The 24,705-nt window shown below is 46.9% G+C and carries 18 protein-coding genes; 8 read left to right on the forward strand and 10 right to left on the reverse strand.

The genetic code is table 11. The features are described 5' to 3' along the window. Positions 1 to 35: 35 nt before the first annotated feature. Entirely contained in the window at positions 36 to 512 is a 477-nt protein-coding gene (locus BM359_RS02135; RefSeq protein WP_174507656.1) for a hotdog fold domain-containing protein, read from the forward strand. Here BM359_RS02135 and BM359_RS02140 read toward each other — a convergent pair. Next, on the reverse strand, positions 502 to 1,818 hold the full coding sequence (locus BM359_RS02140) for a M24 family metallopeptidase (RefSeq protein WP_054487513.1): 1,317 nt from the start codon (positions 1,816 to 1,818) through the stop codon (positions 502 to 504). The genes BM359_RS02135 and BM359_RS02140 overlap by 11 nt on opposite strands. A 67-nt stretch (positions 1,819 to 1,885) precedes the next feature. Further along, entirely contained in the window at positions 1,886 to 3,439 is a 1,554-nt protein-coding gene (locus BM359_RS02145; RefSeq protein ID WP_054487515.1) for a peptide MFS transporter, read from the reverse strand. A gap of 307 nt (positions 3,440 to 3,746) precedes the next feature. Between BM359_RS02145 and BM359_RS02150 the strand changes: the two genes are divergently transcribed. The 6 genes from BM359_RS02150 (at position 3,747) to BM359_RS02175 (ending at position 10,641) form a co-directional block, all read left to right on the forward strand. Next, positions 3,747 to 4,436, forward strand: coding sequence for a GntR family transcriptional regulator (locus tag BM359_RS02150; protein WP_054487516.1), 690 nt, complete (start codon positions 3,747 to 3,749; stop codon positions 4,434 to 4,436). Next, on the forward strand, positions 4,433 to 5,311 hold the full coding sequence (gene prpB, locus BM359_RS02155) for a methylisocitrate lyase (RefSeq protein ID WP_054487518.1): 879 nt from the start codon (positions 4,433 to 4,435) through the stop codon (positions 5,309 to 5,311). The genes BM359_RS02150 and prpB overlap by 4 nt, the downstream gene beginning before the upstream one ends. A gap of 78 nt (positions 5,312 to 5,389) precedes the next feature. Continuing rightward, on the forward strand, positions 5,390 to 6,514 hold the full coding sequence (gene prpC / locus BM359_RS02160) for a bifunctional 2-methylcitrate synthase/citrate synthase (RefSeq protein ID WP_054487520.1): 1,125 nt from the start codon (positions 5,390 to 5,392) through the stop codon (positions 6,512 to 6,514). Positions 6,515 to 6,595: 81 nt separating this feature from the next. Continuing rightward, positions 6,596 to 9,190 carry a Fe/S-dependent 2-methylisocitrate dehydratase AcnD gene (acnD, locus tag BM359_RS02165; protein ID WP_054487522.1) on the forward strand — a complete coding sequence of 865 codons (2,595 nt, stop codon included), beginning with the start codon at positions 6,596 to 6,598 and terminating at the stop codon, positions 9,188 to 9,190. A gap of 14 nt (positions 9,191 to 9,204) precedes the next feature. Further along, positions 9,205 to 10,380 carry a 2-methylaconitate cis-trans isomerase PrpF gene (gene prpF, locus BM359_RS02170; protein ID WP_054487524.1) on the forward strand — a complete coding sequence of 392 codons (1,176 nt, stop codon included), beginning with the start codon at positions 9,205 to 9,207 and terminating at the stop codon, positions 10,378 to 10,380. Beyond that, on the forward strand, positions 10,381 to 10,641 hold the full coding sequence (locus BM359_RS02175) for a hypothetical protein (RefSeq protein WP_054487526.1): 261 nt from the start codon (positions 10,381 to 10,383) through the stop codon (positions 10,639 to 10,641). It begins immediately after the preceding gene. On the opposite strand, the gene BM359_RS02180 is transcribed toward BM359_RS02175, so the two are convergent. The 7 genes from BM359_RS02180 to BM359_RS02210 all read right to left on the reverse strand — a co-directional run bounded on the left by BM359_RS02180 (position 10,638) and on the right by BM359_RS02210 (position 20,664). Next, positions 10,638 to 11,246 (reverse strand): hypothetical protein, encoded by a 609-nt coding sequence (locus tag BM359_RS02180; RefSeq protein ID WP_054487528.1) that lies wholly within the window; start codon positions 11,244 to 11,246, stop codon positions 10,638 to 10,640. The genes BM359_RS02175 and BM359_RS02180 overlap by 4 nt on opposite strands. Before the next feature lie 140 nt (positions 11,247 to 11,386). Beyond that, the gene (locus tag BM359_RS02185) at positions 11,387 to 12,124 is read right to left on the reverse strand and encodes a 3'-5' exonuclease (protein WP_054487530.1); all 738 of its coding nucleotides are present in this window, start codon (positions 12,122 to 12,124) and stop codon (positions 11,387 to 11,389) included. 2 nt (positions 12,125 to 12,126) lie between these two features. Continuing rightward, positions 12,127 to 13,983, reverse strand: coding sequence for a DUF294 nucleotidyltransferase-like domain-containing protein (locus tag BM359_RS02190; protein ID WP_054487533.1), 1,857 nt, complete (start codon positions 13,981 to 13,983; stop codon positions 12,127 to 12,129). Positions 13,984 to 14,033: 50 nt separating this feature from the next. Continuing rightward, entirely contained in the window at positions 14,034 to 15,728 is a 1,695-nt protein-coding gene (locus BM359_RS02195; protein ID WP_054487535.1) for a BCCT family transporter, read from the reverse strand. 218 nt (positions 15,729 to 15,946) lie between these two features. Further along, positions 15,947 to 16,555, reverse strand: coding sequence for an outer membrane protein (locus BM359_RS02200; protein ID WP_054487537.1), 609 nt, complete (start codon positions 16,553 to 16,555; stop codon positions 15,947 to 15,949). Positions 16,556 to 16,660: 105 nt separating this feature from the next. Then, a complete protein-coding gene (locus tag BM359_RS02205) occupies positions 16,661 to 17,830 on the reverse strand; it encodes a M14 family metallopeptidase (RefSeq protein WP_054487539.1) in 1,170 nt (389 codons plus the stop codon). A gap of 8 nt (positions 17,831 to 17,838) precedes the next feature. Then, positions 17,839 to 20,664, reverse strand: a complete 2,826-nt coding sequence (locus BM359_RS02210; protein ID WP_054487541.1) for a TonB-dependent receptor domain-containing protein — start codon at positions 20,662 to 20,664, stop codon at positions 17,839 to 17,841. Between the two features lie 232 nt (positions 20,665 to 20,896). Here BM359_RS02210 and katG point away from each other — a divergent pair, with 232 nt between their 5' ends. Continuing rightward, positions 20,897 to 23,152: a catalase/peroxidase HPI gene (gene katG / locus BM359_RS02215; protein WP_054487543.1), complete on the forward strand. Its 2,256-nt coding sequence runs from the start codon at positions 20,897 to 20,899 to the stop codon at positions 23,150 to 23,152. A 77-nt stretch (positions 23,153 to 23,229) separates the two neighbouring features. Here katG and dbpA read toward each other — a convergent pair whose 3' ends face one another. Next, a complete protein-coding gene (gene dbpA, locus BM359_RS02220; protein ID WP_054487544.1) occupies positions 23,230 to 24,630 on the reverse strand; it encodes an ATP-dependent RNA helicase DbpA in 1,401 nt (466 codons plus the stop codon). Positions 24,631 to 24,705: the final 75 nt, after the last annotated feature.

Here is a 24,705-nt window from a genome sequence, read left to right on the forward strand (position 1 = left end):
TATATCGACAAATTGTTACCCATCTATGTGGAGTCATGATTTTGGCCAGTAGCAACTACCTTATTAATTTGTACGAACGTTGCCTAAAATTGCCTTTTGGACGTCAGGTTTTTTCGGCAATGTTTGCCCGAAAAGCGCCTTATTTTAAAACGATTAAGCCGCTTATTACTGAATTAAAGCCTAACCTTTGTCAGCTGACGTTTAAGAAACGAAAAGCAGTCCAGAACCATATTGGTACGGTGCACGCCATTGCGGTATGCAACGGAATGGAAATGGCGATGGGAGCATTAGCTGAAGCTTCTATTCCAAAGCATCTGCGTTGGCTGCCGAAAGGTATGAATGTGCAGTATTTGGCCAAAACCGATAGCGATGTGACCATAGAAGCAACAAGCTCAGAGTCCACCTGGCAACCGGGCGATCAACCCATATCGGTAGAAGCTAAGCGCAGCGACGGCACCGTTGTAGCCGCCGGGCACATTACTATTTATGTGTCAGAAAAGCCTAGTCGATAAGATGAAAGGACTGCTGTCTGCCGTTTAAGTAGCTAACACCGTCACCATCAAAAAATGCATCCTCTTCCAGCATGATGGTGATGGTTTTATCCTCGAATGTGGTTTTGTTATTAAGCTCGATAGAATAGGCCGTATTGGAGAATAATGGGTATTCTCCCCCTCCTGGTATAGCGTGCTGTTTATCCCACATACCAATGGTAGGGCCTGAACCATGGCCGTAATACCCAATTGGGTGGGTATAAATCATAGGCTCCAGGCCTTTGTCCTTAGCTTGCTCTAACGCTGCAAGTAATATTTCGTTGCCAGAACGTGTCTCTTCAAACTGGGCTGTCAAAATATCTTGTAGTTGATTGGCATTAGCTAATGCCTGTTTTAGGGTATCAGGTGCGTCTGACTCGCCTTTTTTTAAAACATAGGCATGTTGTTGAGTATCGGTGTTTAAACGCAGGTAGGTAATGCCAAAGTCTATATGCAATAAGTCGCCGCGTTGTATGGTGACGCCTGTTGAACGCGGGTGCCCTGGTTGAGGGTCATTGATACGTTGTACACTCACGGAAGGATGGAACCAAACCGGCAGGTTCTCTTGTGCCGCACGTTCACGGAACCACCATTGAAGATCTTCTGTGGTCGTTTCACCAACCGAGATCACTTTGCTAGAGAAACCTTCAGCGATAATTTGGTGAGCAAGCTTAACGGCATCACGATAATAGGGCAGTTCTGCTTCTGTTCGCTTTTCAAGCCAGGAAACAGCAAGCGGTTCAGCACTCACAATTTTACTGTCTAGGTTATCGGGTAAAGCAGCCATAAAAAGCTCTTTATCCGTGGCTGTAATGCCGTCGGCCTGAGCGAAATCTTTCGATTGATTAATTGCGATAGAGGCTGGGTTACGCTCTGCAATAATTTGAGCCAGACGCTTCCATTGGTCTGGCTGTTGTTCCGGGTTCCATGCGCTTTTAAACACCTCGCCAACGTCGTAGCGGGCTATTGCTAAGGTCTCCAAACTGTCACCCTTGCCCGGGTCATGGATAACAAGAACCGTTCTTCGTCTGGCTGACAACCAGTCGCTGGGCAGAAAGGTTTTAAGTACCGGGTCCTCGTTGTACTCGCGACTTATCAATACCCACATATCTATGTCAGCTTTTCGCATTAGCTCCGGGAGCAGTTTTTGCACGCGCTGCTGAAGAAGCTCATCAACAACTTCTGCACGCTGCTTAAGGGGGAGTGGGCTTATAGTATCTGCAAATACGTTGGTAGAAAATACCGCGCCAAAGGTGAGACTAACCAGTAAAATAATTTGTTTTAGCATAAGTGCGACCGATAATAAAAAAGGGACCCGAAGGTCCCTTTCTATCAGCTTTTCACAAAGAAGTGAATTAAGGCTTACCAACGGGCTCGTTGGCATCGATAACTGCACCCGGGTGCTCGTCTTCGCCATCGTCCGGCGCCAGCTTTTCCCATTTACGGGTAAACAGAGCTAATACGAATACAACCGCACCAACGCTCACACCGAACACAAAAATGGTCCAGTAAAGCTCAGGCATTGCCTGTGGGTTTTCCGGGTCAAGACCACCTGCCAGAAGACCCGCAATCACATTACCCATGGCATAAGTCAGAACGAAAACGCCCATTAACTGTCCGGCCATGCGCTTAGGCGATAGTTTACTGACCGCACTTAGTGCTACCGGGCTTAAGCAAAGCTCACCAACGGTGTGAATAAAGTACACTGCAACCAACCAGTAAGGTGCTACTTTTAAGCCGCTAGCCGCCGCTTGCGACGCAAAGAACATCACAATGAAGCCGGTCGCCATAATGATAAGGCCAATCGCGCTTTTAAAACCGTACGATGGATTGATCATGCGTTTGCTGAGATTAATCCAAAGCGCAGCGAAAAACGGTGACAGCGCGACTAAGAAGAGCGAGTTTAGCGACTGGAACCAGGTTGTAGGAATTTCAAAGTCACCGACCATGCGATCCGTTAAGTCGCGAGCAAATAGGTTGAACGATGAACCTGCCTGCTCGAAGCCTGCCCAGAACATGGTTGAGGCAATACAGACCAGAAATAGGGCACCCAGTCGCTTCATTTCATCTCTGGTCAACTTCCCAAACAGGAATATGGACAGGTAATATACGAAAAAGATAACAGTGAAAATAACAGCGACATTACCGGCAATCAGTGTTGGATCCAAAGTAACGTAGTTATTTAATGCTAAATATGTATAAACCGCTAAACCAGCTAATAAGAGCCAGATAACTCCCCAGCTGCGTTTTGCTGCTTTAGGACCCAGAGGTTTAGGCGGTTTCGCTCCAACATCGCCAAGTTTAGGTTTAGTCAGCTTGTACTGAATAAGGCCGAACGCCATACCGACAGCTGCGGCCCCAAAGCCCCAATGGTAACCAGCATTTTCCATAAGGTAACCAGTAACGATGTAACCGATGATAGAACCGATGTTGATACCCATATAATAAAGGGTATAACCACCATCACGACGGTCATCGTTGGAACTATATAACTGACCAACCATGGCGGTAATGTTGGGTTTTAATAAACCCGTGCCAAGTACCACCAAAATCATACCAACGAAGAAGCCAGCCTTACTCGGTATGGCTAAGACAATGTGTCCCAGCATAATAATAATGCCGCCGTACCAGGTAGCACGTTGACCACCCAATAAACGGTCAGCAATCCAGCCGCCGGGTAGGCCCATGAAATAGACCGCACCGGTGTATAGGCCGTAGATAGCGGTTGCGGAAGCAACGGTTAGAGCAATGCCGCCTTCTTGCAAACTGGCGGTCATGAATAAAACGAGTAGCGCGCGCATACCGTAGTAGCTCATGCGCTCCCACATTTCGGTAAAGAACAGGGTTTGTAAACCCCCTGGCTGTCCGAAAAAGCTTGAATCTTTATCGACTATTTTTGTTGGATCCATTCTTGTTATCCATTTTGTTATTTAATATTAAATAGTTAGCGTTATTAGTGGCTCATTCGACTTTGGTCTAAGTCGGAAAAAGTGGCCTTACTTTACTAGCGAAGTCTGATAAATAAAACCGAAAACGATGAAATACTCAGTTTTTGAGCTGTTTCTACGCAGGAACTGCCATAGGTTGACGGCTTAAGGGATACTTTTGAGGATAAGGTCAACACACTAATATTGTCGACAATTTAGTTCATGTTAGCTTGCTAATAGCGTTATTTTCATGGAAAATAGAGCAATCAATAATTACTGTCGACAATTAATGCAAATAGTCAGTCCTTTAGAACGTTCAGCCATTACCTCTTCAGACCGAGTTCTGTTTGAAATACAGCGGGCTATTGTGGAAGGGGATATAGCAGCAGGCTCAAAAATTAGTGAACCTGAGCTGGCTAGACGTTTTAATGTTAGCCGAGCGCCATTGCGTGAAGCTTTAGCCAGACTTGAGCGCTGCCATCTTATTGAACGAATTCCGAACGCTGGTGCCAGAGTGGTTACCTTGTCAACGGAAGGCTTAATTTCGTTGTATCAAATACGCGAAGAGCTGGAAGGTCTGGCTTGTCGTTTAGCGGCAGAACAAATGCCGGAGAACGAAATTGATGAGTTACGGCAATTACTCGATAAGCACCTGGAAACTCAGCGGGTTCGTGAAGGTGAAAGTTACTATCAGGAAGCCGGTGATTTAGATTTCCACTATCGCATTATACTCGGCAGTAAAAATCAGTATTTAATTAATATGCTTTGCGACGAACTCTACTATCTTGTCCGTATGTATCGAGTACAAATGGGAATGAATGGTCCAAGAGTTTCGCGCGCCTTCGATGAACACAAAGCCATTATTAACGCTATTGCTAACCGCGATGGTGAATTGGCTGATCTGCTAATGCGCCGCCATATTGGCGCGTCTCGTAAGAATATTGAATTACGGTTACAAACACAAAAGGAAACATCATGACTCATATGACAAGCCCAGGTGCTAAGTTGCGCCAAGCTATTGCCGACGAAAATCCTTTACAGATTGTTGGCACCATTAACGCCTACACAGCAATGATGGCAGAAAAGGTTGGGCATAAAGCGCTTTACCTGTCTGGTGCCGGTGTGGCGAATGCGTCTTTTGGTTTGCCTGACTTAGGCATGACGTCGTTGAATGATGTTTGTGAAGACATTCGTCGTATTACTGCAGCAACCGATCTCCCTCTGTTAGTTGATGCTGACACTGGTTGGGGCGGAGCATTTAACATTGCCCGTACCGTTCAGGAAATGACGCGTGCCGGTGCTGCCGGGATGCATATTGAAGACCAGGTAGCTCAGAAGCGCTGCGGACACCGTCCAAACAAAGAAATTGTCACTCAGGAAGAAATGGTTGACCGCGTTAAAGCGGCGGTTGATGCGCGTATTGATGACCAGTTTTTGATTATGGCGCGTACCGACGCACTACAACAACAAGGACTGGAAGCCGCTATTGAACGTGCTCAGGCCTGTGTGGATGCTGGTGCTGATGCCATTTTTGCAGAAGCTGTCCATACACTTGACCAGTATAAAGCTTTCACCGAAGCGCTGAACGTGCCGGTTCTGGCGAATATCACTGAATTCGGTGCGACCCCATTGTTTAATAAACAGGAATTGGCCGATGTTGGGGTGGAAATTGTTCTTTACCCTCTGAGTGCTTTCCGGGCAATGAACAAAGCCGCATTGAACGTCTACAATAGTATTTTAGAGAACGGTGATCAGAAAGCCGTTGTAGATGACATGCAGACTCGCTCAGAGTTATATAACTTTTTGAACTATCACGATTTTGAAGAAAAATTAGACCAGTTATTTAAGAAATAATACGACGTAGTCTGACGTTCACGTCAGGTGAAATATCGAATACAAAAGACTTTGTAAAATTAAGAAGGGAACAACATTATGGCAGAGAAGAAACTAAGCGGCGCAGGTTTGCGCGGACAGTCAGCCGGAGAAACGGCGCTATGTACTGTTGGTAAAAGCGGCTCAGGTTTAACCTACCGTGGTTATGATATTTCTGAACTGGCGGAAAAAGTCAGTTTTGAAGAAGTGGCTTACCTTTTAGCGAAAGGCGAACTGCCCAATAAACAGCAGTTAGAAGACTATAAAAAGCGTTTGAAGTCACTGCGCACCTTACCTCAGGAAGTTAAAGACGTACTTGAGCGTATTCCAAAATCAGCGCACCCAATGGACGTTATGCGTACCGGCTGTTCTATGCTGGGGAACCTGGAAACCGAAGAAAGCTTTGATGAAGCGGATGATCACATTGAACGCATGCTCGCGACTTTCCCGGGTATTGTACTGTACTGGTACCGCTTTACTCATGACGGTGTTCGTATTGATACTGATTCTGAAGAAGAGTCTATTGGCGCACACTTCCTGCGGTTACTACACGATAAAGCGCCTTCAGAGCTGCATGCGGCAGTAATGAATACATCATTAATTCTGTATGCTGAGCACGAGTTTAATGCATCAACCTTTACGGCTCGTGTTTGTGCGTCAACCTTGTCAGATATTCACTCTTGTGTAACCGGCGCTATTGGCTCATTACGCGGCCCACTTCATGGCGGTGCAAACGAAGCGGCAATGGAGCTGATTGAAGGCATGAAAGATGCTGATGATGCTGAGCAGAAGCTGAAAGGCATGCTTGAACGCAAAGAGAAAATCATGGGCTTTGGCCACGCCATTTACCGTGACTTTGACCCGCGTAACGATGTGATTAAAGCCTGGTCTAAGAAGTTGTCTGAAGAAGTGGGTGATAGCCGCTTATACGACGTTTCAGTGCGTTGTGAAAAAGTCATGTGGGACGAGAAGAAACTGTTCCCGAACGCGGACTTCTTCCATGCCTCGGCTTATCACTACATGGGCATTCCAACCAAACTGTTCACACCAATCTTTGTAATGTCACGTGTGACCGGCTGGACCGCTCATGTGAAAGAGCAGCGCGCTAACAACCGTATTATTCGCCCAAGTGCTGATTATACGGGCCCAGAGCCGCGCAAAGTTCCAGCTTTAGAAGAGCGCTAATCCGATTGGAACTGATATTTGTACAGGAGCAGTTATCGACTGCTCCTTTTTTCGTTTAACGATGACGATAAGTGGTAACTCATGACTTCATACCGTAAAAAACTCGCTGGTACCACGCTCGAGTACTTTGATGCTCAAGCTGCTGTGGATGCGATTGAACCCGGCGCTTATGCGCGCCTGCCATACACTTCTCGTGTACTAGCTGAAAACTTAGTTCGCCGCTGCCCTCAGGATATCCTGACGCAGTCGCTGGAACAGTTGATTTACCGTAAAAAAGAACACGACTTTCCCTGGTTTCCGGCTCGCGTTGTCTGCCATGATATTCTGGGCCAGACGGCACTGGTTGATCTAGCCGGCCTCCGTGACGCTATTGCAGAAAAGGGCGGTGACCCTGCCAAAGTAAACCCTGTGGTTCCTACGCAGCTGATTGTTGACCATTCACTAGCCGTGGAACACGCCGGTTTTGATAAAGATGCTTTCGAGAAGAACCGGGCTATTGAAGACCGTCGTAACGACGATCGTTTTCACTTTATTAACTGGACCAAAACAGCGTTTAAAAACGTTGATGTCATTCCTCCTGGCAACGGCATTATGCACCAGATAAATTTGGAGAAAATGTCTCCGGTGGTGCAGGTTCGCGACAATGTCGCTTTTGTTGATACCTGTGTGGGTACTGACAGCCATACGCCAATGGTTGATGCCTTAGGTGTTATTTCTGTGGGCGTAGGTGGTCTGGAAGCGGAAAGCGTTATGCTTGGGCGAGCATCTTACATGCGCTTGCCTGATATTGTAGGCGTTGAGCTTAGCGGCAAGCTGCAACCGGGCATTACCAGTACCGATTTAGTGTTGGAAATGACCGAGTTTTTGCGTAAAGAGCGTGTTGTTGGTGCGTATCTGGAATTTTATGGTGAAGGTGCAGAAGCCTTAACGGTAGGCGACCGTGCAACCATTTCAAATATGACACCGGAATACGGCGCGACTGCAGCCATGTTCTATATTGATGATCAGACCATTGATTATCTGAAGCTGACCGGGCGTGACGATGACCAGGTTGAATTGGTTGAACACTTTGCCAAAGAAACCGGGTTGTGGGCTGACAGCTTAAAGTCTGCGGAGTATGGTCGGGTACTTAAATTCGATTTGTCAAAAGTTAAGCGTAACCTGGCCGGGCCTTCGAACCCGCATTCGCTATTACCTGCATCGGAGCTATCTGAGCGTGGTGTTGCGAAACACATTGAGAACCCGGAAGAAGGCAAAATGCCTGACGGCGCGGTGATTATCGCAGCCATTACCAGCTGTACCAATACCAGTAACCCACGCAACATGATTGCGGCCGGCTTAATTGCCCGCAACGCCAATAAACTGGGCTTAACCCGTAAGCCATGGGTAAAATCATCGCTGGCTCCAGGGTCTAAGACGGTCAAAATGTATTTGGAAGAAGCTGAACTGTTGCCTGAACTGGAAGATTTAGGTTTTGGCGTAGTAGCCTTTGCCTGTACTACCTGTAACGGTATGAGTGGTTCGTTGGATCCGAAAATACAGCAGGAAATTATTGACCGCGATTTATTCTCTACGGCGGTACTATCCGGTAACCGTAACTTTGACGGTCGTATTCATCCTTATGCTAAGCAGGCGTTCCTGGCGTCTCCACCATTGGTCGTAGCCTACGCCATAGCGGGTACTATTCGCTTTGATATTGAGAAAGACGTATTGGGCATTGACCCGGACGGTAATCCGGTAACGCTGAAAGACATTTGGCCAAGCGATGAAGAGATTGATGCCATTGTGAAACAGAGCGTTAAACCTGAGCAATTCCGTAAGGTTTATGACCCGATGTTTGACCTGTCAGTTGACTACGGTGAGAAGAACAACCCGTTGTACGACTGGCGCCCACAAACTACCTATATTCGCCGTCCGCCATATTGGGAAGGCGCATTAGCTGCAGAGCGCACCATGAAAGGTATGCGTCCGTTAGCGGTGCTGGGCGACAATATCACCACTGACCACTTGTCACCGTCAAACGCTATTATGGCTGACAGTGCCGCCGGTGAATATTTGGCGAAAATGGGTGTGCCGGAAGAGGATTTTAACTCTTACGCAACGCATCGTGGCGACCATTTAACAGCACAGCGCGCGACCTTTGCTAACCCGAAACTGTTTAATGAAATGGTGAAAGGCGAAGACGGTAAAGTCATTCAGGGTTCGCTGGCGCGCATTGAGCCGGAAGGCAAAACCGTGCGCATGTGGGAAGCCATTGAACACTATATGGAGAACAAACAGCCGTTGATTATTGTGGCTGGTGCTGATTATGGTCAGGGCTCGTCACGCGACTGGGCTGCAAAAGGTGTGCGCTTAGCCGGTGTTGAAGTCATTGTCGCCGAAGGCTTTGAGCGCATTCACCGTACCAACTTAATTGGTATGGGTGTATTGCCGCTGCAGTTTGAAGAAGGCACAACCCGTAAAACGCTGAATATTGATGGTACTGAAACCTTTGATGTGAAAGGTACGCCGGAAGCCGGATCGAGACTGACTTTAGTCATTCATCGTGCCAATGGTGACAGTGAAGAAGTGCCGGTACAGTGCCGCTTAGACACCAAAGAAGAAGTATCAATTTATGAAGCCGGTGGTGTATTACAACGTTTTGCTCAGGACTTTTTAGAAGCAGAAGCAAGCTAAGGGGTTCTAAAACGATGCATAAACCACAAATTAAAATTCCCGCCACCTATATGCGTGGCGGGACCTCAAAAGGGGTTTTCTTTCGTCTGCACGACTTACCTGAGCCGGCTCAACAGCCGGGCGCTGTGCGTGACGCTATATTGATGCGTGTAATCGGCAGTCCGGATCCTTATGCTAAGCATACGGACGGCATGGGTGGTGCTACCTCCAGCACCAGCAAAACGGTTATAGTCTCTAAAAGCGAGCAACCAGGCCATGACGTAGACTACCTGTTTGGTCAGGTATCTATTGATAAGCCTTTTGTTGACTGGAGCGGTAACTGCGGCAATTTATCGTCAGCCGTAGGGCCTTTTGCTATTGCTAATGGTTTAGTTGACGCAGAGCGTATACCTGAAAATGGTGTGTGCGAAGTTCGTATCTGGCAGGCCAATATTGGTAAAACCATTGTCAATAAAGTGTCTATGGTCAATGGTGAAGTGCAGGAAACCGGTGACTTTATTCTGGATGGTGTGACCTTTCCGGCGGCTGAAGTGCCGGTGGAGTTTATGGATCCATCAGCGGATGGTGAGTCAATGTTTCCGACCGGTAATCTTATTGATGATCTAGAGGTTCCTGGCATTGGCACATTAAAAGCAACGATGATCAACGCGGGTATTCCGACCATTTTTCTTAATGCAGAAGAAATTGGATACGACGGCACTGAGTTGCAGGAGGTCATTAACGGCAGTCCGGAAGCTCTGGAACGGTTTGAAACCATTCGTGCCTATGGTGCGGTAAAAATGGGGCTAATTAGCGATGTTGCCGAAGCGGCTAACCGTCAGCACACCCCAAAAGTGGCTTTTGTCGCAGCGCCGAAAGACTATACGGCATCCAGTGGTAAGGTCATTAAGGCCGATGACGTTGACTTGCTGGTAAGGGCTATGTCGATGGGAAAATTGCATCACGCCATGATGGGAACCGCTGCTGTTGCTATCGGCACTGCCGCGGCAATTCCTGGTACTACCGTAAACTTAGCTGCAGGTGGCAAAGACCGTACTATGGTGAACTTTGGTCACCCGTCGGGTACCTTGCAAGTCGGTGCTGAATGTAAACAAGTGAATGGTCAATGGACTGCTATTAAAGCCATTATGAGCCGCAGCGCGCGGGTCTTAATGGAAGGAAAGGTTCGCATTCCTGGTGACGTACTGTAAATGAACGACGCCACGCAGGCCAAACTGCTCAAAGCCGCTATGATTACCGGCATCAGCCTAATATTATTAGGTCACGTGGTGTTGGTTGTTACCTTCGGCAATGATGACATTGGCTTTCGTGGGTATATTTTAGGGGCAGCGATGAACGCCATTGGCGTTATTTTATCGCTGCCTACTAAGATTTATCTCACTTTAGTGCTCATGGAAAAAGAAGAGCGCGACAATGAAAATACTCATTGGAGCGATAGAAACTCAGATTAATCAGCATAGCCCCAGGGTGTTGGGGGCGTATCAACGGTTTCTGTTAAGTCAAAATCAACCCGAAACTCTCTGCCTTCGCGAATTAAACGATAGGTAAATGTGTCATCGTGGATATACATTTGCCAAATGTTGGTATTCGACTGCGGTACTCCCAGTTCAATAAATAGTTCTTTTGAGTAAGCATCAGCAGGGAAAGATTGAGCTGTCGGGTGACCCTTATCAACAGTATGACCACCGTACATGGTTAAAGGATCATAGTTGCCATCTTGCTTGCGATGATCATGTTTAAGACTAATACCAGACCCTGTTTGCGTTAAAATCCAGGTACGTGAATGGTTGTCCCCAACGTGAAACGGAATTTCAATTTTAGTATCACCGCACTTGCGCACATGCATAATCAACGGGCCTTCAAAGCCCTCACTTGCAGGGGTATCAACCGTTATTTCGCCAGCGTATGAGTTGCCACAGTGCTCGTTAATTGCCGCAAAAAACTCAGCCTGAGCTTGAGTACTAACGCGTGGAGCAGGCTTTACTACCTGGGCAGAACTGATAAAGGGTGCAAAGCTTGCGACGGCAATTGACGTAAGAAAAAGAATATTTTTCATTTTTAGACCATTAGATAATGTTTAATTTTAATTATATGAGTCATTAAAACCTGCCATGAATTAAAGGCACATGCCAGTACTTTTACGTAAACTTATGACTCAAACATTAGTAACAGAGATTACAGCTTCCTGTTTGGAAGTTAAGGCAACCAAATATCTCCAATAGGCTTTTCAGCTGAAAAGTGGTGAGCAACTTGTGCTTGCAGGAGCTCACCGCAGGCAAGAGCGTCAGTCATAGCGTCGTGCGGTGCATAGAAGGGCAGGTTATAGCGATCTCTGCTATCACTTAAACGAATAGACACCCGCTCTTTACCAGTTAACTTGTCCCATAAACTGCGTTTCTGGCGATGAAAGCGCGCTTCAATTTCCATTGTGTCGATAACCGGGAAATGAATGCTTTCTTTTAGGCGCTCTTTAAAGGCACCTTGTAGAAACGGGCGCTCTATACCGTTGTAATGCACCACCCAAACCTTTCCGGCTACGGCTTCTAATAAGGGCTCGATAATTTCGGAAAAATCGGGAGCTCGTTCAATGGCACTGTGTGTTATACCGTGAATGGTAATTGACTCATTGGTTAGTAGCCTTCGGGGCTTAACAATCCATTGCTTTGCCTGACTCATGTGGATTCGGTCAAGCGTCATGGGTATAACAGCAATGCTAATAATGCCATGTTTATCGGGATTCATCCCGGTGGTCTCAAAGTCGACTGCGACCATAGGGACATGGCTAATAGGAGAGCTGCTACTAGCTATACCCGCCTCATAGTATTTTTTCAGGGCAGGGTATTTGGCTGTTTTGGCCAGTTCCTGAAAACGTTTTGGCCAGTCTATGGTGCTTTTCTGTTGTTTATTCTCAGCATCTGGTGGCAGATACAACATTATCAGCCTCCGGAGTACTTATAACGCAGGTATTTCTGCGCGTTGCTAAGAATTTGAAAAGCGTCCTTTAAGTTTTTACGCTCAAAATCTGATAAGTCTTCCGGTGCGACATTGTTATCGGGGGGATCCCCAGCTTCTAATGCTAAAGCCTGGTGACGAATTCGCACCATAGAAATGAGTTCAAGCGCGTCGCGTAAATCAGGGCCGCGACCTTTCGGCAGAACGTTGGCCTCAATTATTTCCTCTAACCGCGCAAAGGAATTCTGTCGTTGCGCACCAATGGCCAGAGCATGTACCCGAATTAAGTCAGCAACCGGACCGGTGCCACGGCGCTTCGTATTGATACTGTCACGATGCTTGCCGTCTTTTTCCATCACAAAGTCTTTAAAAAAGCCTAAAGGCGGTGTTCGATTCAATGCATTACGAGCCATAGAGCCTAGGAATCGTTTGTTTTTTGGTGCCTTTTTGCGAATAAGTTGATTCAGCTCTTTAGCAAAACGGGTTTCACCACCCACACCGTCCAGGTCAAAAAATATGGAGGACTGCAGTAACTTTTCGGGCGATGGGTTATCTATCCAGTCGGTAAAGTAATGCTTCCATTTAGAGAGAGGCTGCCGCCAGTTTGGGTTTGTTGCCATAATATCGCCAGTGCAGTAGGTATAACCGCAGGCATTCAGGCCATCGGAAACAAACTGCGCGATATTAAGAAAATATTCATCGTGTAGTTTGGGATCAAAACTGTCATCCAGCACCATGGCATTGTCCTGATCTGTTACAACGGTTTGTTCGTCGCGAGCCATGGAGCCCAGCGCCAGAAAGCAGTAAGGAACCGGCGGCGGTCCGTATTTTTCTTCGGCTAACTCTAATAGGCGCTGTTTGAAGCTGCGTCCAATAGTAGCCATGGCCGAGCCAATAATGCGTGAGTTGGCGTCTTCTTCCACCATACGCACAAAGCTTTTATGCACGTCAGGCACCAGCTGCGAGAGCTCTTCAATGCTGGTTTGCTTAAAAATGCTGGAAACAACATATAAGCTACTTTGCGATTCATGTCGTGCGACGTCAGACAAAGCAATAACGCCGACCACTTTCTGCTGACGTAGCACCGGTAAGTGATGCAGGTTGGTACGTAGCATGGTTAAAAACGCTTCAAAAACGCGGTTGTTATGCTGAATAAAAATCAAATTTTCAGACATGATGTCAGAGACCGGACTGGAAGCATCTCTGTCTACGGCGAGTACACGTTTACGCAAGTCTTTGTCGGTGATTATGCCAACAGGTTTGTCTTGTTTTTCGCCGTCGTAAATAAGCAATGACGATACTTTCTCATCGGTCATTAAACCAGCGGCTTCACGTATTGATGCGTTTTTGTCGATGGCCACAGGCTCGCGTGTAATTAACGTTTCGACGCGGGCTGATAATGTGCGGTTGCGGTTCTCGTGTTCTTTTACCGCATGGCTAACACGGCGTTGTTCTTCAACCTCCACCGCGTCGGCAAAAGAGTCGTATTCGTCATAAAAGCGATTAAAGAGCTCGCCCGGAATGTAGTAAAGTAATGTGTCTTCAATGGTTCTGACCGGAAAGCGGACACGGCCTTTACGAAGTAAACCTGCTTCACCGAAAAAACCGCCTTCGTCCAGCCGGTTAAACAGCGAACCGTCTTTGTGGTAGGTCTCAATAGACCCACTTCTGACGACATGCAGAGAGTCGATATGCTGATTAAACTCTAATATCTGAGTCTTTGCTTTGAAGTATGCTACTGACGTGTTCTTAGCGGCTAATTGAAGCTCTTCTTCCGGTAACTCATTAAATGGAGAATATTTGCGTAAGAAATTCAGTATTTCGACGTGCTCAGCTTCCATATAAGCACCTTAGAAAGTGAGCGACACCCAGAGGTGTCGCTCGTGGTAGGTTATTTTGTGGTTTTACCAACTCTCGGTTCAGAGCGCAAGCCCTGAATAACAGCGACACACGCCGCCAGCAGAACAAGAGTGAAAGGTAAGCCCGCTGAAACGGCCATGGCTTGTAGTGCAACTAAACCTCCGCCCAGTATCAGGGCAATTGCAACTAACCCTTCAAAGGTACACCAGAAGATACGCTGAGGTACTGGCGCTTCGACTTTACCGCCGGCACTGATGGTATCGATAACCAGTGAACCGGAATCAGAGGAGGTAATGAAGAAAACCATAACAAGGATAATACCCACGAATGAGGTAATGCCTGTCCATGGTAGGCCTTCTAGCATAACGAACAATTGTAACGAAAGATCTTCGCTGGCAATTTTTTCGGCCCCACCGATAAATTGTTCAATGGCGGCTGTACCGAATACCGTCATCCAGAATACGCAAGCCAACGACGGTATGAGTAACACTGAAATTAAGAACTCACGCACGGTACGCCCGCGCGATACTCGCGCAATGAACATACCGACAAAGGGTGACCAGGCAATCCACCACGCCCAGTAGAAGGATGTCCAGCCTTGTGAATAGTTTAAGTCTTCACGACCAACAGGGTTTGATAATGCCGGGAGGTTCACCACGTAATTGTACAGATTATCAACAAAGCCGGTCAGAATGGCTACTGTAGGGCCAACAATGATCACAAACAGCATCAGAAGTGCTGCAAGCGACATGTTCACTTGTGACAGTCGCTGTACTCCGGCTTCGAGTCCTGCGAGTACTGAAACCAAGGCAATAGCGGTTATGCCGATAACAAGGAGAACTTCAGTGGTGTCGCCTTCAGCCCATCCGAATAAGAAGTTCAGCCCGGCTGCAGCTTGAGATGCTCCTAACCCCAGAGAGGTCGCAAGACCAAACAAGGTTGCCAGTATTGCTATAATGTCGATGACATGACCTGGCCAGCCCCATACGCGCTCACCCAAAATAGGGTAGAAAATTGAGCGAATAGTAAGCGGTAACCCTTTATTGAAAGAGAATAAAGCGAGTCCCAGCGCTAATACCGCATAGATTGCCCATGGGTGCAGTGCCCAGTGGAAAATCGTAGCGGCCATACCTAGCCTCATAGCTGCGGCTTCATCGCCACCAGCACCACCAAGAGGTGCCCAATCTGTGCGTATACCGTCCGCATTTGTTTCAGTACCCCCCAGGGCGGTACTGAAGTGAGTTATTGGCTCGGAAACACCATAAAACATGAGTCCGATACCCATACCGGCAGCGAATAGCATTGAAAACCAACCTAAATAAGAAAAATCGGGGCTGGCCTCGGTTCCCCCCAGACGGACATTACCGAGTGGAGAAAAGATGAGAAACAAACACAGGATTACAAATATATTGGCCGCTCCAATAAAGAACCAGTCAAGGTTGGAGGTTAGCCAGTCTTTGGTGCTGGTAAATACAGGCTCTGCCTGATTCTGGAACATTAAGGTTATAACGACAAAGGCAACAATTGCCAACCCGGAAATAGCAAACACACGGTTATGAAAGTCGAGGCCAAAAGGTCCTACTTTCATAACGACGTTGTCTTGTCCTACTTGATAATCGGTATTGATTGGATTGACTTCACCATCGGGAATCATTGGGTCGTTAGCTTTACGCTCACGCTCGAGATCTTTATCTCCGCGGAGCACTTCTTCTTCTTTTTTGGACATTAGCTCTCCCCTTTATAGAAGTAGGCATTTTACCGCCTTGAATTTAAACATTTATTCTAAATTCATTACTAGAGTATAGAGAGCTACGCAGATTTCTCAAAGTTAGATCGATTTTTCGCTGTAAAAATAATAGATTAGAGAAATAAATTTAATTAGGAAGGATACTGACGTGCGCTGCATCGAGCCGCACGTCAGTGTTTAGGGGAACAATCCTGGTATTAAAAACTGTACCGGACTGTTGCGGCGACAGTATCAATGTCCTGGTCAATTTCATCGAGGTCGTAGAGTTTATAGCCAACCCCAAGAGACAGGTTTTCAGTCAAATGAAAGAACGCTGAAGCATCGTAACGAATGGCATTTTCGTCATCAATGTCCAGGTAATCAGCTTTTACTGACAACTCAAGAAAATCTGTCAACATCGAGCGAACACCTAGTCCGGCACCGTATCCAGATTCATCAAATGACTCAGAGCCGATGTCGTCAACAGAGCCTACAAGTTCAAGCTTTTCGTAGGTAACGGTTGCGAAAATATCGGTGGACTCTGTGATGCCATGATTGAACCCGATACCGGCGTTAAGCGAGTCTAAGTCGACATCCCCGAACTCCGATTCATCGCCAACAGAGTCGAAGTTAGCCAAGATAAAAATGGACTCATTCAGCGATAGTGACCCCGATACGGCATATCCGTCCATTGAGATATCTTCGTCAATAGGCGTTTCGATATCGGTGTCAATGTACGACGCCTGAAGCTTATTCCAGTTAGGAGAGTCCGCTAATGCGCTAGTTGAAGTTCCAATCAATGCAATTGCAATTAATGTTTTCTTCATAATACTTCCTTTGTTGTGAGTCGCTAAGCAGGGATAACCAATTGGCTACCCTGCGTTAAAAAATAGCGACACCAACGACAGGCAGCAATGAACTTTACGAAACCTTTAATCTAGGCGGTTCACCAGGGAAATGAGAGCGGCTTCCGCAACTCTTTTAATGTTATTTCGGTCTTCGCTGTCACTGACTTCATAGGTGACGGCGTGAGCGGCGAACTCATCAGCGATAAATTGTTTAAAAACACCGCTTTCAGGATGGTCACCCGGTTGATATTCGAGTTCCACTGAATCGACCATTTCGGCTATCTCTTCAATCCAGTCATAAACTCGTTGTGGGTTTCTTAAAGGAACACCACTTGGCGACTCATAGTCTTTAGGCATAGTGTAAAAGACATTACGGTGAGTGGAGTGAAAGTCTATCGCAAATTCTATTTGACCACCGTCTTCTACGAGCTTTTCAAGGTAGTTGGTTAAGGCTTGGGTTTCCGGAAGCGTTTGGTTGTTCCAGTCGCGGTTCATATCGATGCCAGCTGCCGTTAACCGCCAGTTGCCATGATAGACGCCGTCCGGGTTCATGTTAGGAACCAGTAATATATTGTACTTTTGACGAAACTTAACCACGTAAGCTTCGTCGCTGAATAAAAGCTCGCCAAAATGGAGCAGGGCAAGTGCACCAGTAACCTCTGGCGGGTGTTGTCGGCCAATAAGTATTATCCACTTGTCGCTGGATTTCACTTTGTGTTCTAAGGCCGCTAAGTTGCGGCCTTCACTAGAAACCCCCAGAGAAATAACTTCCGATTGTTGTGGCTCTTTAATTAAGCTACTAAGCCACTCAATGTAATGGACGTTATCGATGATCTCCTGCCCGGCGATAAGTTCTTTTGTTTGCGCCGATAGTGTCAGTTCAAACTGAAGCCAGCCATCACCTTCCGAAAAGGGAATGGGGTGCCACATATCGTCTCCTGCGCTGCGTTTAGGCTTATAACGAGATACCCCTTCACTGGCGACCAGTGTGATATCAATGGTTTGACTCTCTTCAGTCAGGTTCTCGACGGCAAAGGCATACCAAGGACTAGGATTAATTTTCTCTCTTTCTGGTTCAAGGTACAGACTGTATTGATTGTCACCAGTTTTCTCACAATGGTGCAAACGACCAACAGCGAAGTTGGTTGTAAAGTCGACTTTCTCAAAAGAGCAGTCCTTCGGCTCTCTGTCTACTTCCTCAGGTTGTTGAAGCGATAACTGACTAAATAACGCGACACTGGCCAGTGAAAGCATCTACTCTCCTAAAATGCCCATGATAAGGTTGCGTATGTATAGCGCCCACGGTTCGAGTGAACATCGGAAAAGTAACCAAAGCTTTCATCTGCAATTGGGGGCTTTTTATTTGCAAGGTTACGTGCGCCTAGCCGCAGGCTTAAGCCATCAAGTGACTTCTGACTAAAGTGGTAATCAAGGTAGATATCCATTGTTGTCCAGCTATCAATTGGCATCATTTCACCTGAAGATGTTGTTACGCTTGTTTCATAAAAGTCATCAATATAGTTGACCCGAATGCCTGCGCCCCAGTTCCCTAAATCCCAGTTAAGCTGAGCAAAGGAACGCCATTTGGGGTTACCGTTCATCTGTCTTAAGTCACCGGCGCCAACCACCGGTATGTCAATGGGCACCGCAGGGTTACCGTTTTCTTGTGCCTCTAAAACAATGGCACTTATTGGGTCAGGTGTTTGCATAAATTTACGCAAATGAGCGGCATTTACAGACAGGTTAAACCGTCCTAGTGCTTCCGTATTTACTTCGTAGCTCATACTTATATCTGTCCCTGAAATTTCACGAACCTCTAAGTTATCGTATTGGTTATTGACGTAAACCACTTCTAAGTCGTCGTTGCGTATAACTGCAGGGTTAGATTCGCCTTGTGAGCGTAACAGGGAGTCGTAAAGTAGATGAGTCTGGCTGTTTAAAATTCCAACAACACCTTCTTGCTCAATGGTCCAGCGGTCTATCGTAATAAGGAAGTTATCAAAAGGTGTAACCGCAATACCAAAGTTATAAATCTCATCGTCTTCAGGAGTCAGCTCACTATTACCGCCCCGAACTTCAGTTATCCCATAGCGATCGTCGATTACCGGATCGGTTCTGGTATTGGTGCGGGAGACGCTTTCCTCAACGACCTGAGGCAGGTTAGGCGCGCGGAAACCGCCGGAATAGGACGCACGCAGCTGCAGCCATTCAGCAGGCAACCAGCTAAGCGCGATTTTTGGCTTGGTGACGCTGCCTACATCAGAAAACTTCTCATAACGAAATGCTAACTGCATATCGAAGGTTTGATGCAAGGGGACTAAGAGTTCGGCGTAGGCCGAAAAAACATTGCGACTTCCTTCAGCATCGGGCGTTGAGCTGCTACCCAGTACGTCCGAGTTTGTCATAAGCTCGCCGGTAATTTGATCGTAAAATGGATTAGAACCATCAAGTAGGGGGTGACGATCATCAGCGTAAGATTCGTAACGATACTCAACACCGGTGGCAATGCCTATATCTCCGGCATACCAGTTTGCCAATGCGGGATTGGACAGTTTAAAGTCCCAAAGAGCAAGCTCGGTAGAGCTGTCACGAGTAATGTCTTCGGTCAGTCCGGCTATCACCTCCGGTGAATTATAGACTGAGGTTCCGCTATTTAAATTATTTGGATCTCCACCAATAAAAGGGTTATAAGCTTCGTCGATATTGGTTGAGTTAATCGCTTGTTGCAGTGCACTAACCCGAATTCTGTTGTATCCGGTATCCAGAGTGTCAGCCCGGGAATAAAGCAAGGCTGATTCCCACTCCCATTGATTTGAGTAACCCTTTAATCCTCCCAGCACGCGGTAACTTGAGTCTTCGACTTCAATCCTTCTGGGGCCAACATCCATTGGACGGATGTTACGCAGAGTGACGGTTTCGCCAAAAGGGTTGTATGCAGCGTCTTCACTTATGGTAAAACGCTGTGCGGTTAAGTTAGCGTTTTGTTCTCGCCGACGCTTCGAGATGGCTTCGTAATATAAAGCTTCGCCGAAAAACTCCAGACCCGGTGAAAGTTTGTGGGTAAAATAAGCAAACAAATTCGCTCGATCAATTGCAGAGGTCATGCTCTGATCCTCAAGAGCCGAGTCATAGCGCATGTCTCTTGGGATAGAACCTTCGGCGGCACATACATCGTCGGATAAGCTCTGGAAGCATTCACCCATAGATTCCGGGCGTATATGAAAGCGGCCGATGTTTTCACCGTCAAAAATGGCCCAGGGGCTGGACAATGAGCGGTTATCCAGTTGTGTGTCGCCTATAAACTCGTCCGGTATTCTGTCATTAAAGCGACGGTCTTCGCTGGCTGAGTAGGAACGTTCGTTAGCGCCTATCTCGTCGCGGGTGTAGTAAGCGAAAGAGAGACTTAAATGGCTTTTATCATCGTTAAAGAACAGCCCGGTAGAACCACTGACCAAGTATTGCTGCATTGAGGTACCAGCGGCATTTCCCGCATTGAGTTTTAACTGGCTTTGAGTGGTGTCCTTTTTTAAAACATAATTTACGACACCGGCTACAGCATCAGTCCCGTAAAGAGCGGAAGCACCGTCCCGAAGCACTTCCAGCCGTCTTAAACCAGAAACCGGCAGGGTATTTGAATTGACAGTAGTGACAGGCACGAAATTTTCAGTCTGGGTGCCCGGATGAAGAACCAGTCGACGGCCGTTCAGTAAGGTCAAGGTATTACCGGTCCCTATACCTCGTAAGTTAATTGAGGCGACATCGCCACGGGCGTCGTTAACACCACCAATTGCCCGTTCGTTATTAAAGCTAATGTCGCCAATTTGGGGAATAGAGCGGAGCAGTTCGTCTCCGGTTACCGCGCCGGTATTGGTTATGTCGTCCGCATTCAGGGTAGTAACAGGAAGCCTTCCGGCTGCCTGAGCGCCGCTGATGTTGCTACCAATAACGGTAATTTTTTCCATAGACTCTTCGTCTGTTTCATTTTCTTCCTGCTGAAGGGGAGTTGCAGAGATTTGCGCGGAAAAGGCAAAAGACGTCAAGGCAGTACACAAGCAGAGTGTTAAGTAGTTTTGTTTGTATTTAATCATGATAAAACCCACACCGTATTAACAAATGACTCTGTAATAGGTATATATGCGGTTCTTCGTTTTTACCTTAATCTTTAACCTTTCTTAACATTTTTCAAATCACTCTTGCCGTTAAAGCTGACTATTCGATTAGCTCAATCTATTTTTCGAATCTATCTGAGCCCCCCAAAACACCGCGTTTAGTCTATATTACTAGCGCACTTACTGTGTCTAACAAAAAGGGTAATTAATCATGTTTAATAAAACAGTACCTTTACTTTCTACTGTAGCGATTGCGATATCGCTTTCAGTGGGATCAGGTGTTGCCAATGCCCAGGAAAACTCATCTTACGAGGTGAATTCTCCTGAGCCTAAGTCGAACGAGTTTTGGTGGCCAAATAAGCTAAATTTAGAGCCTCTACGTCAACACAGCCCGGAGTCAGACCCTTATGGCGATGATTTTGATTACGCTGAGGCTTTCAGTCAGCTTGATCTAGAGCAAGTCAAAAAAGACATTGAAGAACTAATGACATCGGATCAGGACTGGTGGCCTGCCGACTACGGACATTATGGTCCTTTCTTTATTCGTATGGCCTGGCACGGAGCCGGAACTTATCGGGTTCAGGACGGCCGTGGTGGTGCCGCAGGCGCTCAGCAACGTTTTGAACCTTTGAACAGCTGGCCGGATAATGTCAGTCTGGATAAAGCGCGCCGCCTATTGTGGCCGGTTAAGCAGAAGTATGGAAAGAATATTTCCTGGGCTGATTTAATGGTGTTAACCGGTAACGTTGCGCTTGAATCGATGGGCTTTGAAACCTTCGGTTTTGCCGGTGGACGCGAAGATGCATGGGAACCCGACATTGTTTACTGGGGGCCTGAAAAAGAATGGTTAGGCGGTGGCGAACGTTACTCAGGTGATCGTGAACTTGAAAACCCTCTGGCAGCTGTTCAGATGGGCTTAATTTACGTTAACCCTGAAGGACCAAACGGTAAACCTGACCCGTTATTGGCAGCAAAAGATATACGCGACACCTTTGGCCGTATGGCAATGAACGACGAAGAAACGGTCGCCTTAATTGCCGGCGGACACACCTTTGGTAAGGCGCACGGCGCACACAAGCCAGAAGACTGCTTAGGTGCAGAACCTGCCGCCGCAGGCGTTGAAGAGCAAGGTCTGGGCTGGAAAAACAAATGTGGCAAGGGCAATGCTGAAGACACCATCACCAGTGGTTTAGAAGGTGCGTGGTCAGTGAATCCAACCGCATGGACAACTCAGTACCTGGATAACTTGTTTGGTTTTGAGTGGGAACAGACAAAGAGTCCTGCCGGCGCTATTCAGTGGATCCCTGTTGACGGTCAGGCGTCAGAGCTGGTGCCGGACGCGCATGTTGAAGGCAAACGTCATGCACCTATTATGTTTACGACGGACCTTTCGCTAAAAGAGGACCCTGAGTATCGTAAAATCGCTAAGCGCTTCCACGAAGACCCTAAAGAGTTTGAATTGGCCTTTGCCAAAGCCTGGTTCAAGCTGACGCACCGTGATATGGGTCCTAAGCAGCGTTATCTTGGCGATATGGCTCCGCAGGAAGATCTTCTATGGCAAGATCCTATCCCTGAAGTGGACTTTGAGCTGATTAACGATGGTGAAATTGAGCAGCTTAAAGCGGTAATTCTGAAGTCTGGTCTTTCTGTCCCTCAGTTAGTGCGCACAGCCTGGGCATCGGCATCAAGCTTCCGCGGTACTGACATGCGTGGTGGTGCTAATGGCGCTCGTATTGCATTAGAGCCTCAGGTGAGTTGGGAAGCGAATAACCCAACTGAACTTAAGAAAGCGCTAAATACATTGAAGGGTGTTCAGGAAGACTTTAATGATGAGTTATCAGGCGACAAGCAAGTGTCGTTAGCTGACGTTATTGTTCTTGGTGGTGCAGCGGCTATTGAAAAAGCAGCGAAAGACGCTGGCTATGATGTGACCGTTCCGTTTGAGCCGGGCCGCACTGACGCGTCTCAGGAAATGACCGACGTTAATTCGTTTTCTTTCCTTGAACCTAAAGCCGATGCCTTCCGCAACTATTATGCTGAAGGTAACCGAGTGCCGCCGGCTCAGCACATGGTCGATAAAGCTGACCAGTTAACCTTAACCGTGCCGGAAATGACCGTATTAGTCGGTGGTTTGCGTACTTTAGATGCTAACTATGATGGCAGTGACCATGGTGTGTTTACTGACAAGCCGGGTACATTAAGTAATGACTTTTTCGTTAACCTGCTAAGCATGGATAACGAATGGAAGCAGTCATCGGACAATGAAGCTATCTACGAAGGTTACGACCGTAAAACCGGAGAGCAGAAATATACAGCAACGCCGGTTGACCTGATTTTTGGTTCGAACTCTGAATTGCGTGCTGTTGCAGAAGTTTATGCAATGAGCGATGCAGACCAGAAGTTTGTCGGTGATTTTGTTCAGGCATGGACTAAAGTCATGCAGCTAGATCGTTTTGATCTGAAATAAAAGCTGAGCTCAGGAAAGTAGAAGTGAAAACGGTGGCGGTAAAATGCCACCGTTTTTTTATTTATTCTCTGAATTATTTAAAGCAGTTTTGCGCGAAACTTCTTACCCTTTATCTTATTGTTACCAATAAGACCTAAAGCGTGTTTTGCCAAACGAGAATGTACGGCAACAAAACCAAACGTACTTTCCAGCTTTATTTTTCCAATATCGTCTGCACTCAGAACATCGTCTCTGGTTAGTGCTCCGACAATGTCACCTGGTCTTAATTTATCTTTCTTTCCGCCGCTTATTTGCAGCGTTGTCATAGTCGCTTTCAGAGGTTTAATGCCAGGTAAGTTTGGTGCAGGTTGTACCTGAATGGGCTCGGCGAAAGTGTCTTCCAGCAGTCGCATTTTATAGTCGTCCTGTGCGGAAACTAAGGTTATAGCCATACCTTCTTTTCCGGCACGGCCGGTACGGCCTATACGGTGGGTATGGGTATCTAAATCGTGAGCCATATGAACATTAACAACCAAGTCGAGTTCAGCAATATCTAACCCGCGAGAAGCGACATCGGTTGCTACAAGTACCCGCACACTGCCGTTACTGAATTGTATAATTGCCTGATCACGGTCTTTTTGTTCAAGCTCTCCGTGCAAAGCTAACACGCTGAATTTATTTGCCTGCAGCGTACTGAGTATGTCCTTAACTTCGTTCTTTGTGTTGCAAAAAACAAGAGCGTTCTCTGGCTGATGTTCAGTTAACAGGCTCATAACCAGCTGTGCGCTGTCTTCGTTGTTCATTGCATAAAAGTGTTGTTTAATCCTGGGTCTTGCTGCTTCCTCAATCGCATTAATATTGGTCGCTTTGGCTGTTACCTGCTCAGCCAAAGCCGCGATATTCTTTGGATAAGTCGCACTAAATAACAGGGTTTGTCGCGCTTTAGGAATGTGCTTAACAATAGCGCTCAGGCTCTCCTGAAACCCCATCTCGAGCATACGGTCAGCCTCGTCGAGAACGAAGGTGTTCAGCGCGGACAAATCAACATTTCGTTGCTCAAGGTGGTCAAGTACACGCCCGGGAGTCCCAACCAGTACATGAGCGCCATGCTCAAGGGAACTGGTCTGGATGCGGCTTGGCTCTCCACCACATAGGGTTAATACCTTTATGTTCGTCATAGATTTAGCTAAGTTACGAACTTCTTCGGCAACTTGATGAGCTAATTCGCGTGTAGGGCAAAGCACTAACGCTTGTGGGGCAAAGCTTTTAGTATTTAACTTGGACAGCAGAGCCAGCGCAAAAGCCGTTGTTTTTCCTGAACCGGTATTGGCCCGTACAACCGCATCCGCATTATCCAGAATAACTGGCAAGCTTAATGACTGAACTGGCGTCATTTGTTCATAACCAATTTCATTCAGTCTGGAGATTAAGGCTGGCGCTAAGTCTAGCTGATTAAATTGAGTAATTTCGGATGTGTTTGCTGGAGTCTGGTCAGGCATTAAGAGGCTACTTTCGGTTTAAGTTTCTTGGTGTATTGTAACAGGCTTTAGGCAAAAGGTAGTGCGATAATCCGT

The organism is Idiomarina abyssalis (assembly GCF_900116625.1).
Taxonomy (GTDB): domain Bacteria; phylum Pseudomonadota; class Gammaproteobacteria; order Enterobacterales; family Alteromonadaceae; genus Idiomarina; species Idiomarina abyssalis.